This is a genomic window from Lactobacillus isalae (assembly GCF_947539375.1).
GTDB classification, from domain to species: Bacteria; Bacillota; Bacilli; order Lactobacillales; family Lactobacillaceae; genus Lactobacillus; species Lactobacillus isalae.
Window position 1 is genome coordinate 516,961 of record NZ_OX443569.1, and the last position, 12,949, is coordinate 529,909.

A 12,949-nucleotide genomic window follows, 5' to 3' on the forward strand; every position below is an offset into this window, starting at 1 on the left:
GTGGAATTCATTAAAGCACTACCTTATATAGTAGGTATATTGGCAACCGTAGGAGCTGGCATTAAGTGGTTATACGGAGAACTAAAGGAAGAAAAGAAACACTATGAAGAGCTTTACCAGCAAAAAGAAGCTGAAGTTGAAAGCTTAAAAGATAAAATCAATCAGTTGAAAATCAAGATTATTAAATTGGAGACCGAAAATGAAACTAGACATTAATTTAATTTGGGGCGTTGTTGTATTAATTGTTGCAGGAATGGCAACTGCCTATAGTGTAAATAAACAAAAGTTGGAAAAATTAAAGCTTACTCATCCTAAACTTGCAACTGTCCTTGAAACTGCTGGAGCACTAGCATTAAAAGCGACTGTATACCAAGCTTCTTTAGGCGATAATAAAGAGGGCGCTAAGAAACTGTATGATGCAACCGATGAGGTTTACTACCAAATTCAAAAGTTGTATCCAAACATTCCTATTGATAGAGCAACTGTAAGGAATGTAGTTCAACATGAATATGAAAAGATGTTAACTAATACGAAAGAAGGTTAACCATGACGCAAGCAATTAAAGACCGTAGTTACGGTATTGATGAAGCAAGCTATCAAAGCGAAAACATTGCTAGTTATCCAGGCTCTAAGTTTGCTATTGTTAAGACTACAGAAGGATTAAGTTATCAAAACCCTAAAGCTAGAAATCAAGTAATTACCGCTAAGCAAGCAGGTGTTGTAGTAGGTGGATACCACTATGCACACTTTAGTGGCAACGTAAATCAAGCTATTCAAGAAGGTAATTTCGCAGTCCAAGTTGCAAAGAATACTGGTATTCCACTAGGGTCACTTTTTGCAGCCGACTGGGAAACAGGAAGTGGTAATATCACTAATGGCAATAAGGTAGATAATACGAACGCTATCTTAGCCTTTATGGACGTGGTAGCTAAAGCTGGATATAAGCCTTTCCTATATTCAGGTAAAGAGCTACTTGAAAACAATATTGATACAAAGCGAATTACTGATAAATATGGAGATTGCTTATGGGTAGCCTACTACAAGGTTGAAGGACGGCAAGACACCGCCGACTTTAATTGGTTTCCTACAATGGACCATGTAGCTATATGGCAATTTACGGATAACTGGAAAGGTATGGGAATTGATGGCAATATTGCCGTTAAGAAATTAACTTTCAATGCGGAAGAACCTAAAGCAACAATAGAGCCTATTAAGGCTTCCACACAGCCTAAGACATGGACTGATGTTCAAGGCATGACCTGGCACGAAGAACACGGTACATTTATCACTGGCGGAGTAATTAATTTACGCTGGGGTGCTAATACCCAAAGCACAATTATTACTACATTACCTGCTGGATCGGTAGTTAAGTACAATGCCTGGGCTAGAGATGGTGTAGGTCGTGTATGGTTACAACAACCACGCGAAAACGGTCACGATGGATATTTAGTCGGACGTGTTGGTACAGAAGCATGGGGAACTTTTAAATAGAAAATTTAAAACAATAGAAAAGCCACTCTGGAGATTAAGTTCTCTGGGGTGGCTTTTGTTATATACTATGTTTAGAATAATAAAGTATGTTTACCGCATTTTAGTATGGGATAAAAGGGACAAAAAAGGGACAGACTAATGACGATAAGTGACTTTTATTGGCATTTATTGGCAACTAATTGATGCTCTAAAACATTGATAAAACAACGTCTTTTCATAAATATCAATATCGGAACACATTTATGCTATCTTCAGTCTTGTAAAGTACCACGGTGCTTAAATTTAAGAAGGCCATTAGGCCTTTTTTATTTTGCCCAATTTTAATCTATTTTGTATTAATTTGAGAAAAAGCGCATAATAGTTAATGTTTGTATGAAAGAGGGAGTGTTTTAGTTTTTTATGAAAAAAGACAAATCCGTCAAGATTGGACTAAAAAGTTTAGTTTTGATGATCTTTTCAGCCATTTTTGGCTTTAGCAATTCGTTAACTGCCTATTATCAAATGGGTTATGCAAGTATCGTTTGGTATATTATTACCGCGATTTTGTTCTTTTTACCTTCTGCTTTAATCTTTGCAGAATATGGAGCAGCCTTTAAGGGTGTTAAGGGTGGAATCTTTTCCTGGCTTAAAGGCTCAGTTAGCGAAAAAACAGCATTTATTGGAACATTTATTTGGTTAGCTGCCTGGGTAGTTTGGTTAGTATCTTCGACACAATTCTTTTTGGTTTCAGTTTCAACAGCTATTTCTGGTCATGATACTACTCAAAGTTGGCATTTTTTAAACTTATCTTCTACCCAGTTACTTGGTATTTTAGAAGTAGTATTTTTAGTAATCGTAACATTTTTTGCGGCTAAAGGCGTTGATAAGATCACTGCTGTAAGTAATGTGGGAGGATTCTTCACTTTAGCTATTACAATTGGTTTTACTTTAGTATCAATTTTGGTTTTCTTTTTAAATCATGGGCATTTAGCAGAACCGTTAACTGCCCAGTCTTTGGTTCATTCACCTAATCCTGCCTTTCAATCTCCTATTGCTGTTGTATCATTTATTGTTTATGCATTATTTGCTTATGGCGGTTTAGAGACTTCAGCTGGGGTAATTGATTCTGTTGATAAACCTGAGAAGACTTTCCCTAAGGCTTTGATTACTGCTATGATTTGGATGACAGCTTTATATGTGTTAAATATTTTAATGTGTGGAGTTGCTGCAAATTGGAGTAGTGAGTTAAGTGGTAAAAATGTTGACTTGGCCAATGTTGAATATGTTTTAATTAATAATCTAGGAGTTGAAACTGGTAAGGCATTTGGCCTTTCTCATTCAGCTTCGTTAACATTAGGTGCGGCATTTTCTCGTTTTGCTGGATTAGCCGATGTATTAGCTGGTATTTCTGCAGCATTTTTGATGGTCTATTCGCCAGTTAAGTCATTTATCGAGGGCTGTGACCCCAAACTTTTACCTAAAAATTTGGTTAAATTAAATAAGCATGGTATGCCAGAACGATCTATGTGGCTTCAAGCTGCTATTGTCAGTGTTATTATCTTATTTATTTCCTTTGGTGGTAATGCAGCAGGTCAATTCTATACTATCTTAATGGACATGATGAACGTATCATCATCTGCACCATACTTATTCTTAATTGGAGCATATCCTTTCTTTAAGATGAAGAAAGATATCGATCGTCCATTTGTTTTTATTGAAGGTAAAAAACGTGTTTGGGCAGTAACTATTGTTGTTTGGCTAGTAGTGGCAATTGGTATTGTCTTTACTTGTATTGAGCCGCTATTTACTGGCGATTATGCAACATCCTTCTGGACTGCTATTGGACCTGTAGCCTTTGGAATTATGGCTTGGGTATATTATGCCTATCAAGAAAGAAAAAGCTCTACTATAGTTGAGGAAGAAGAATAAAAGTTAATAAATAGAAAAAGACATCTTTAGTTATAAACTGAAGATGTCTTTTTTCTACAAAATTGGTGAAAGCAATCTTGAGAAGTATTGTTTAAATTTACGCCAGTGTGATTGTTGGTCGAAGTACTGCTTAGTTAATAAAGTGGATTTTTTTAGATCCTTTTCAAAAATTTCTTTTAATTCTTTTGCAAGAACAGGACTGTACGTAAAAGCATTTACTTCAAAATTAAGTTGGTAACTCCGAAAATCTTGGTTAGCCGAGCCAACTGAGGCGATATTAGAACCACTAACAATAGTTTTAGCATGTATAAAGCCATTATCATATTTGTAAACCTTAACTCCGTGATTAACGAGATATTTAGCATAATACTCGGTTGCTCGATAAACAAAGGGATGATCAGGCATAGAAGGAATCATAATTCTAACGTCTACGCCACTTTTGGCAGAAATGATTAATGCTTCTAAGATAGAATCACCTGGAATTAAATAAGGGGTTTGAATATAGACATAATTTTGGGCTTGAGCAATGATTTCTTCATAAGCTCGACGAATACCAAAGTTACTGTTATCAGGTCCTGAAGAAACAATTTGCATTGGAACTAAATTTTTATCTCGAACAACTTTTAGCTTAAAGTTTCCAATTAAATTGTCGACATTATAGATAGGAAGATTTGACTTGCGGCAACTCGTATTCCAATCCATTGCAAAGCGAATTTCCATCAATAGAGCAGCTTGTCCTACAACTCTTAGGTGAGTATCACGCCAATGTCCAAATTTTTTACTTCGATCAACGTATTGATCTCCAATATTGAAACCGCCAATATAACCAATCTGATTATCGATAATAACTAATTTACGATGTAGATGATAATTAGCACGAGGAGTAGTGAAGAGACGATTACCAGCTGTTGAAATAAAAGGTTGGGCACTTCCTCCTAATTTCCTAAGCTTATTAAAAAACGATGGTCTTGTTCCACGAGAGCCCCCAACATCATATAAAACTCTAACTTTAACGCCACGTTCGGCTGCATTTTCTAAAGCTCGTAAAACTTGATTACCAAGTTGGTCATCATAAAAAGTATAAAATTCTACATTAATACTAGTTTTAGCTTGATTAATATTTTCAATAAGATTTTTGAATAGAACTTTTCCTTCAATAAAAGTTTTCACTTCATTATTAAAGGTAAGAAGGGCATCATCGTTGTTTAAATTCATTTCAACGAGTCTGCGCGTTCTAGGATTTCGATCTTTGTTAGGCAATAAATCATGTAATTTTAATAGCTTATTTTGTTGATTTAAAAATTGATCACGAAACTTTTGCTGTTCTGCCTTAATTGAAAAAATATCATCATGAGATAATTGTCGACCAGTAAATAAATATAGGATAAAGCCCACATAGGGTAAAATCGATAAGATTAAAAGCCAAGCCCATGTGGATGCAATATCGCGATGGCTACGAAAGACAGTCCAAATTGCTAAACCGACATTAATTAGCCAAAGTACTTCGATAATCCGTCGAATGATATCCCAGGTTAAAATCATTAAAATTCCTCCAAATTGTGTGATAATTTATTCTACCATATCTTAAAACACACAAAATATAGTATTTGTATTTACCAAAGCACTAAATATATGATAATTTAAAATGGAATATGCGCAATAGAAAGAAGAAAGATAATGGCAACTTTAGAGCAACCATATTTAGACTTATTAAATAAAATTATGACTGAAGGTCATGATAAAGAAGATAGAACTGGAACAGGAACTAGAAGTTTATTTGGAGCACAAATGCGCTTTGATTTGAGTGAAGGTTTTCCAATCTTAACAAACAAAAGAGTTCCGTTTGGTTTGATCAAAAGTGAGTTATTGTGGTTTTTAAGAGGAGACACTAATATTCGTTTTTTACTAGAACACAATAATCATATTTGGGACGAATGGGCATTTAAAAATTGGGTTGAAAGCAGCAAATATCAAGGCCCTGACATGACTGACTTTGGTCTTAGAAGTCAAAAAGATCCTGACTTTAAAAAAGTTTATCAAGAAGAAATGAAGAAATTTGATGAGCGAATCTTAGCTGATCAAGATTTTGCAAAAAAGTTCGGCAATCTTGGGGATGTTTATGGTGCACAATGGCGTCACTGGCAAAAACGTGAGGGCGGCTTTATTGATCAAATTCAAAATGTAATTGATCAGATTAAGAAAACACCATATTCTAGACGCCTAATTGTTAGTGCCTGGAACCCTGAAGATGTACCAACTTCTGCATTGCCACCTTGCCATGTTTTATTTCAGTTTTATGTTAATGATGGCAAATTAAGTGTGCAGCTTTATCAACGGTCTGGAGATATGTTCTTAGGAGTACCATTCAATATTGCTAGTTACTCTTTATTGGTTAATTTGATTGCTAGAGAAACTGGTCTTAAACCTGGTGAATTTATTCATACACTAGGAGATGCTCATATTTATAAGAATCACTTTGATCAAGTGAATGAACTTTTGACGAGAAAGCCGTATGATTCGCCAAGTCTTTGGTTGAATCCTGATAAGAAAAAAATTGAAGACTTTGAAATGTCAGACATTAAATTAATAGATTATAAGCACCATGGGACAATTAAAGCTCCTGTTGCGGTTTAAGGATAAAAAGAAATGATAAGATTTATTTGGGCAGAGGATGAAGCTGGGCATATCGGTTATCAAGGGACATTGCCTTGGCATTTACCAGCAGATTTAAAACACTTTAAAGAATTAACTGCTAGTCATTTTATTGTGATGGGAAGGAAAACTTTTGATAGTTTTCCAGGATTATTGCCAAAGAGACAACATATTATTCTTTCAACTAATCCAATTTTGCAACGTAAATATCAAGATGAAACTCGAGTTAAAGTTTTTTCTCAGCTTCAACAGTTGAAAAATTGGATTGAGGATCATAGAGAAGAAACAATTGACATTATTGGTGGCGCAAGAGTATTTGAAGAATTTAAAGATGATGTAGATATTCTTGAAAAGACGAAAATTTATCATATTTTTAAGGGTGATACAACAATGCCAGATATAAATTATGGTGGTTTTAGTCAAGCTAAAATTGAGCATCATAAGTCCGATGATAAGAATAAATATGACTATGATTTTTTAGAATATAAAAGAGTAGAAAATTAGTAATTTATTGGATATTGTAAGGAATTTTTAGCGTTGCTTAATATAAATTAGTTTATTTTACTATTTGTTTTAATTGGGATAATGAATACTTATCTTTCAAATAACTTTATTAAAATTAAGTTGCTTTCAATTGCTAATTTATAGTAAACAAAAAGCAGGTTACTATCTTTGTTAAGTAACCTGCTTTTTGTTAATTATTTATTTTTCATAATAGGTTGGTATAATAGATCAATTATTACGGCAGCAAATAAGGCAACAATGATTGTTAAACCAAGATTTATAAAGTTGATTTGTGTCATTGCCAAACCTAATAGTGCCAAGGCAAAAGTAAGTAAGACATCAATGATCTGCACAATTGCAACTGATTTTGATGGAACTGATTGCCAGAAGAATTTTCTCGTTCTGGTAATCAAAACGATTAACATAGCACTTAAAACAAGATAAACATAGACCATTGTTGAGACGGTACCTTGAGCATAGTTGTGAGCTACTAGATACCAAACAAAAGCAAAACCGATTACAGTCCAGCCTGCAGCTAGTGAAAAGGCAATTTTTGCTAGTTTAAGCATGTTCCAGCTTTCAGGCTTGTAAGTAATATGAGTGTTATCAGTACCAATCATCATAGTTACCATGTTATTCATAATTGTATAAATAACCATTGCGTTTAGAGCCATTGGGATGTAGTTGAAGCAGAGATAACCAAATGTTAATAGCATAGTTAATTCTGCAGTACGAGATAATTTAGTTAAGGACCAAGTAGTCATTCTTTGGTAAACTCGATGACCAGCATCGAGGATTTTTACAATTGGAGTTAATCCATCTTCTAGTAGCACCATCTTACCGCTTCTCTTGGCAACGTCGGCCGCGTTTGAAACAGCGATTCCAACTTCAGCTTGTTTTAAGGCAGGTGCGTCGTTAACGCCATCCCCAGTCATACCAACTATATAGCCATCTTTTTGGAAGAGCTTAACCATCCTTAATTTGTCTTCTGGTAAAACGTCAGCAATTCCAGCTAAATCATTAACGTCAGTTTTATCGTTAAAGTCATGAATAGAAATAACTTTTCCAGTTAAACCAACTTCTTTAGCAACTGCTTCAGCAGTTCTTCTGTTGTCTCCAGTTAACATAATTGGTTTGATACCACGTTTTTTTAATTCTTCTAAAGCCTTTTTAGAATCTGATCTGACCTTGTCACGTAAAATGAAGACGCCGGCGAGTTTATCATTAATTAAAACAGCCACAGAACGACCAGCTGTAAAGTCGATATCCTTAGCTTCTTGATCTGCATTTTTATCTATTAAAGATAATTGCTTGAAAGAACCTAGTTTAACGTTGTATTTTCCGACTTCTGCCATAGAATAACCAGTATCTGAGGTAAAAGGCGTGAACGCTTTAGGAGTATCTGGGGTAATTTTCTTTTCTTTTAGATACTCATCGATTGCTGAATCAATGATGCTTGGACTGCGTTTGTCAGTAGCGGCGCCAACTAAGGCGAGAACTTCTTTATTTGGAAGTTTGCTTACATTTTCCCAGAGAGAGACAGCAGTTTTGTTTTCAGTAATTGTTCCAGTTTTATCTAGTAACAGTAAGTTTAAGTTGGCAGCATCTTGGATACCAGTTAAATCTGATGTCAAAACGCCTTCTTTGCTTAGACGAGTTGCTTCAAATGAATTCGATAAGGCAAAGGTAGATGGCATAGCAACTGGAATTGATGCAATGAACATCATAGCTAAGAATGGCAGCATTTCGATGACATTTTGTCCTCTAATTAGGGCAGCAATTACTAAAATTAAGGTTAAAACTCCGTCTAATAAGCAAAGATAGTAAATAATTCTAGTAAGTAATTGCTGCAAGTGACCAGGAGCAGCAGAATTGTTAATTAAGTTAATAGTCTTACCTGAGCGAGAATTGCTTCCTGTTGCTACTACTGTAGCTAATGCATCGCCATCGACTACAGTAGTGCCAGCATAAGCTGTATCACCAACAGTTTTTTTGATTGCTTTTGACTCACCAGTGATTGAACTTTCATCAACCGTAATTTGTCCTTGAGCAATTTTGACGTCAGCTGCTAAGACATCACCACGTTTTAAGCTAATTAAGTCACCAACAGCTAAGAATTTAGAATTTATTTGTTTCCATTTCCCACTTCGCTTAACCGATACTGTTGGAGTTAATTCATGAGAAATTGTATTTAAAACTCGGCGTGACTTTTTCTTTTGAGTAGCTCCATTAAATGCCGCAAATAAAAGCATCAATAAAACAAATAAAGACTGAATCCATTTCCCTAAAATACATTCTAATAATAGGGCAGCTTCTAAGATCCAAGCAGACAAGTTCCATAATTTAGACATGAATTCTTTAAAAAAGTTGAATTCGGGTTCAGGAACTTCATTTAGACCATCTTTTTTTAGACGCTCTTCTGCCTGAGCATTACTTAGCCCTTGCAGTTCTTTATCTTCCATAAAAATCCTCCATTAATTCTCTATTTTCCTAAAATATTTTAGCGCAGTTCTTGCTATTAAGAAAATATCAAATTAAGATAGGAGATATTAAAAATATAGATAATGATCTAAATGGGTATTAATAATGAATATTAAACAATTAAAGTATTTTTTAGTGGTAGCTGAAGAAAGACAGATTACTTCTGCTGCTAAAAAGTTATACATTGCGCAACCGCCTTTAAGTTATCAATTGAAACAATTAGAAAAAGAAGTTGGCGCTCAACTTTTTATTAGGAATGCTCATGGAATGGAATTAACTGAAGAAGGGCGCGCATTTCAAAAATATGCGGAGAAAATTGTCGAGTTAAGTTTGACAGCGACAAGTCAAATTCATCAAATTAAAGAAGGAGAACTTGGCAAGATTAGAATTGGGGTTATTTCTTCTTGCGGCGGAGTAGTACCAAATAAAGAGTTCAAAGAATTAATAAAATATTATCCGAATATCTCTTTTGAAATACATGAAGCAAATACTTTTGGTATCGTTGAACAGTTGCAGGATGGAATAGTGGATCTTGGAATTGTGAGAACTCCTTTTAATCTTGAAGGATTAAATTTTAAAGATTTTTACCAAGAGCCAATGGTTGCAGTTGCAAATGCAGATATTTTCCAAGGAAATAAAATTGCTCATCTTAAACAGTTAAAAAACAAGCCGATAATCTTGTATCGCCGTTTTCAAGAAATATTTAATCGAAGTTTTCGTCATCAGGGAATTAGACCTTTTTATGCAGTAACATGTGATGATGCTCGAACAGCAATTCATTGGGCGGATGAAGGATTAGGAATTGCTTTAGTTCCAGAATCAATTGCTTTAACGTATGCAAAGAGCAATATTATTCCAGTTAAACATGCTCACTGGGTTACTCATTTAAATTTGGTTTGGCGTAAAGACCGACAGGTAACCCCATTAATGGAAAAGATTATTGAAATGTTTTAATTAAAAAAGCCAACCGAAGTGGTTGGCTATAAATTTAGTTGTTTTTGATAATTTTATGGTTTAGGTAACGCTCAATAGCCTGGCGCATCAACTTAATCTTGCGGGGCTTGTAAATAATGATCTTTGCCATAATACGAGTCCTTTCATTGTCAATCGGTATATTTTTAAGATACAAGAAAATTATGAAATAATAGTGACTTTTTGAAGATTAATTCTAGAATTAGGTATTTTTTATTTACCATTTATTTTTTAATTGCTATAATAAAGGCGTTGTGAATGGAAAGTTGGCAGAGTGGTAATGCACCGGACTCGAAATCCGGCGAACCGGCTTATACCGGCGCGCAGGTTCAAATCCTGTACTTTCCTTAGCGTTAGCGGCGTATTAGTATTTTTTAATATTAATATGCCGTTATTTTTATCTTAATTTGTTAAATAAAATTTAAAAACGTACGTCTTTTATTTTTTTGCTGTTACAATGATCATTAGCACATTTGATTGAGGTTAAGTAAAAGTGAAACTGCATTGTTTAATTCAATTAATGATTTCGGCGTTGATTCTATTAGGATTAATCTTCAATATTAGGAATTCGCGTCTATTTAATTTTTATGATCATTTATTGCACCATAAGCTTGTTAAAAATAGAGAAGGCAAGATCTGGAAAGTTATTACGGTTTTAAATGAACCGAAAGTAATTGTAGTATGGGACTTTTTATTAGCAGGCTTATTAGTTTTGTTTAATCATCCCTGGCTTGCTATTTGGTCTCTTGGAACTTTAGCTGTAACTGATGCAATTGGAATCTTTTTGAAACATTCCGTAAAAAGAAGAAGACCTTTATCAATGAGAACGTATCGCGATGGATATAGTTTCCCTAGTGGCCATGTCTTAAGCGCTACAATTATGTCATTAATGCTTTGGCAAATTTTTGGACATATAATGGGAATTTGGTTACTTATAACTTTGATAATTGCATGGGGATTGGTAGTAATTTCACGATTAAATATGAGAGCACATTACCCGTCTGATGTTTTAGGAGCAACCAGCTTAGCCTTATTTTGTTTTACAATCGCACAGCAACTTTTAGGATTAGCCTTTTAAAAGGTTAATCTTTTTTTGTAAAAAATAATTGCTTTCTTTAGTTTACATACTCACAAAGTTGCTTTAAAATAAATCTGTAGTCAAAAGGGCTATGCCTAAAAGCGACGAAAGACACTGACTAGATGCCAATTCGGTTAGTTTGTATTTTTCGCCACAAATTTAAGGAGGATTTTTTTAATGCTCAAATCAGTTATTGAGAATGTACATGCACTTGAAATCTTTGATTCACGTGGTAACCCAACTGTTGAAGTTTTCGTTACCCTTTCAAACGGTGTCGTAGGTAAGGCTGAAGTTCCATCAGGTGCTTCAACTGGTGAAAACGAAGCTGTTGAATTACGTGATGGTGGTTCACGTCTTGGTGGTAAAGGTGTTATGAACGCTGTTAACAACGTTAACACTGAAATCAACGATGCTTTAAAGGGATTAGATCCACACGATCAACCAAACATCGACGCAACTATGATCGCTTTAGACGGTACTCCAAACAAGGGTCGTCTTGGTGCTAACGCTATCTTGGGTGTATCTATGGCTACTGCTGCTGCAGCTGCTAAGGATAACCACCAACCATTATACCGTTACCTTGGTGGTACTGACCTTGAAATGCCTCAAACTTTCCACAACGTTATTAACGGTGGTGAACACGCAGACAACGGTATCGATATTCAAGAATTCATGATTACTCCAGTTGCTAAGACTTCATTCCGTGATGGTTTTGAAAAGATCGTTAACGTATACCACACTTTGAAGAAAGTTCTTGAAGACATGGGTTACGAAACTGGTTTAGGTGACGAAGGTGGTTTCGCTCCTAACATGAAGAACTCAGAAGAAGCTTTAAAGGCATTACATGAATCAATTATCAAGGCTGGTTACAAGCCAGGTGAAGATATTGCCATTGCATGTGACTGTGCTGCTTCATACTTCTACAACAAAGAAGATGGCAAGTACCACCTTGAAGGTAAAGTTCTTACTGACGAAGAATTGGCAGACTACTACGACAAGTTACTTGACGAATTCCCAGAATTAATTTCTATGGAAGATCCATACGATGAAAACGATGTTGAAGGTATGGTTAAGTTTACTGAAAGCCACAAGGACCGTATCCAAATCGTTCTTGACGACTTCATTTGTACTAACCCTAAGCTTTTGAACAAGGCTATTCACGAAGGTGCTGGTAACGCTTCATTAATTAAGTTGAACCAAATCGGTACTGTTACTGAAACTCTTGAAACTATTCGTCTTTCACGTAAGAATGGTTACAACACTATGATTTCTCACCGTTCAGGTGAAACTGGTGATACTTTCATCGCCGACTTCGCAGTTGCTGTTAACGGTGGTCAATTGAAGACCGGTGCTCCAGCTCGTTCAGAACGTGTTGAAAAGTACAACCGTTTACTTGAAATCGAAGAAGAACTTGGTAAGGGTGAACGTTTAGCATTCTTCCCAGACAACGTTGACTTAGACTAATTAAGTTAATATTCTATAAAAAGAGATTGATTTTTAATCAATCTCTTTTTTTGTGCTTGAGTTAGTTATGGAAAGTAAGTACACTAGATACTATAGGTAGAAAGGAAGATTAGTTGAAAAAGAAAATTAGATCTTTTGATAATAAAACTGTATTAATGATTGGTCGTATTGGATCTGTTTTGTCTGTATTGATGTATGTTTCTTACATTCCTCAGATTATGAATAATTTACAGGGAAATTATGGCAATCCAATTCAGCCACTAGTAGCAGCTATTAACTGCTTAATTTGGGTTTTATATGCTTTATTAAGAGAAAAAAAGGATTGGCCTTTATTTGTAGCTAACTTTCCAGGAATTCTATTTGGACTTGCTACATTTATAACTAGTTTGCACTAATTTT

The 12,949-nt window shown here is 35.0% G+C and carries 12 protein-coding genes and 1 tRNA gene; 11 read left to right on the forward strand and 2 right to left on the reverse strand.

Translation table 11 applies throughout. The features are described 5' to 3' along the window. From QM512_RS02535 to yjeM, 4 genes are all read left to right on the forward strand, one after another. Positions 1-216 (forward strand): hypothetical protein, encoded by a 216-nt coding sequence (locus QM512_RS02535; RefSeq protein WP_282805957.1) that lies wholly within the window; start codon positions 1-3, stop codon positions 214-216. Then, positions 200-544, forward strand: coding sequence for a holin (locus QM512_RS02540; protein ID WP_282805958.1), 345 nt, complete (start codon positions 200-202; stop codon positions 542-544). The genes QM512_RS02535 and QM512_RS02540 overlap by 17 nt, the downstream gene beginning before the upstream one ends. A gap of 2 nt (positions 545-546) precedes the next feature. Next, positions 547-1,491: a GH25 family lysozyme gene (locus QM512_RS02545; protein WP_282805959.1), complete on the forward strand. Its 945-nt coding sequence runs from the start codon at positions 547-549 to the stop codon at positions 1,489-1,491. A gap of 399 nt (positions 1,492-1,890) precedes the next feature. Continuing rightward, a complete protein-coding gene (yjeM, locus tag QM512_RS02550) occupies positions 1,891-3,399 on the forward strand; it encodes a glutamate/gamma-aminobutyrate family transporter YjeM (RefSeq protein WP_282805960.1) in 1,509 nt (502 codons plus the stop codon). Between the two features lie 54 nt (positions 3,400-3,453). On the opposite strand, the gene cls is transcribed toward yjeM, so the two are convergent. Continuing rightward, positions 3,454-4,941 (reverse strand): cardiolipin synthase, encoded by a 1,488-nt coding sequence (gene cls, locus QM512_RS02555; protein ID WP_282805961.1) that lies wholly within the window; start codon positions 4,939-4,941, stop codon positions 3,454-3,456. 135 nt (positions 4,942-5,076) lie between these two features. On the opposite strand from cls, the gene QM512_RS02560 reads away from it, so the two are divergent. Together QM512_RS02560 and QM512_RS02565 are read left to right on the forward strand one after the other, a co-directional pair. Then, positions 5,077-6,033 (forward strand): thymidylate synthase, encoded by a 957-nt coding sequence (locus QM512_RS02560; RefSeq protein WP_282805962.1) that lies wholly within the window; start codon positions 5,077-5,079, stop codon positions 6,031-6,033. 12 nt (positions 6,034-6,045) lie between these two features. Next, entirely contained in the window at positions 6,046-6,555 is a 510-nt protein-coding gene (locus QM512_RS02565) for a dihydrofolate reductase (RefSeq protein WP_282805963.1), read from the forward strand. A gap of 194 nt (positions 6,556-6,749) precedes the next feature. On the opposite strand, the gene QM512_RS02570 is transcribed toward QM512_RS02565, so the two are convergent. Then, the gene (locus QM512_RS02570; protein WP_282805964.1) at positions 6,750-9,017 is read right to left on the reverse strand and encodes an HAD-IC family P-type ATPase; all 2,268 of its coding nucleotides are present in this window, start codon (positions 9,015-9,017) and stop codon (positions 6,750-6,752) included. 124 nt (positions 9,018-9,141) lie between these two features. On the opposite strand from QM512_RS02570, the gene QM512_RS02575 reads away from it, so the two are divergent. The 5 genes from QM512_RS02575 to QM512_RS02595 all read left to right on the forward strand — a co-directional run bounded on the left by QM512_RS02575 (position 9,142) and on the right by QM512_RS02595 (position 12,945). After that, positions 9,142-9,990: a LysR family transcriptional regulator gene (locus QM512_RS02575; RefSeq protein ID WP_282805965.1), complete on the forward strand. Its 849-nt coding sequence runs from the start codon at positions 9,142-9,144 to the stop codon at positions 9,988-9,990. 278 nt (positions 9,991-10,268) lie between these two features. Next, positions 10,269-10,356, forward strand: a tRNA-Ser gene (locus QM512_RS02580). Positions 10,357-10,501: 145 nt separating this feature from the next. Further along, entirely contained in the window at positions 10,502-11,086 is a 585-nt protein-coding gene (locus tag QM512_RS02585; protein ID WP_282805966.1) for a phosphatase PAP2 family protein, read from the forward strand. A gap of 177 nt (positions 11,087-11,263) precedes the next feature. Further along, on the forward strand, positions 11,264-12,550 hold the full coding sequence (gene eno / locus QM512_RS02590; RefSeq protein WP_057718442.1) for a phosphopyruvate hydratase: 1,287 nt from the start codon (positions 11,264-11,266) through the stop codon (positions 12,548-12,550). Positions 12,551-12,663: 113 nt separating this feature from the next. Next, on the forward strand, positions 12,664-12,945 hold the full coding sequence (locus tag QM512_RS02595; RefSeq protein ID WP_282805967.1) for a hypothetical protein: 282 nt from the start codon (positions 12,664-12,666) through the stop codon (positions 12,943-12,945). Positions 12,946-12,949 lie beyond the last annotated feature (4 nt).

Bases quoted from the DNA above. Each gene is read 5' to 3' on its own strand.
- QM512_RS02540 (WP_282805958.1), top strand. From the start codon at position 200: ATGAAACTAGACATTAATTTAATTTGGGGCGTTGTTGTATTAATTGTT.
- QM512_RS02575 (WP_282805965.1), top strand. From the start codon at position 9,142: ATGAATATTAAACAATTAAAGTATTTTTTAGTGGTAGCTGAAGAAAGA.
- cls (WP_282805961.1), bottom strand. From the start codon at position 4,941: ATGATTTTAACCTGGGATATCATTCGACGGATTATCGAAGTACTTTGG.
- QM512_RS02570 (WP_282805964.1), bottom strand. From the start codon at position 9,017: ATGGAAGATAAAGAACTGCAAGGGCTAAGTAATGCTCAGGCAGAAGAG.
- QM512_RS02565 (WP_282805963.1), top strand. From the start codon at position 6,046: ATGATAAGATTTATTTGGGCAGAGGATGAAGCTGGGCATATCGGTTAT.
- eno (WP_057718442.1), top strand. From the start codon at position 11,264: ATGCTCAAATCAGTTATTGAGAATGTACATGCACTTGAAATCTTTGAT.
- QM512_RS02545 (WP_282805959.1), top strand. From the start codon at position 547: ATGACGCAAGCAATTAAAGACCGTAGTTACGGTATTGATGAAGCAAGC.
- yjeM (WP_282805960.1), top strand. From the start codon at position 1,891: ATGAAAAAAGACAAATCCGTCAAGATTGGACTAAAAAGTTTAGTTTTG.
- QM512_RS02560 (WP_282805962.1), top strand. From the start codon at position 5,077: ATGGCAACTTTAGAGCAACCATATTTAGACTTATTAAATAAAATTATG.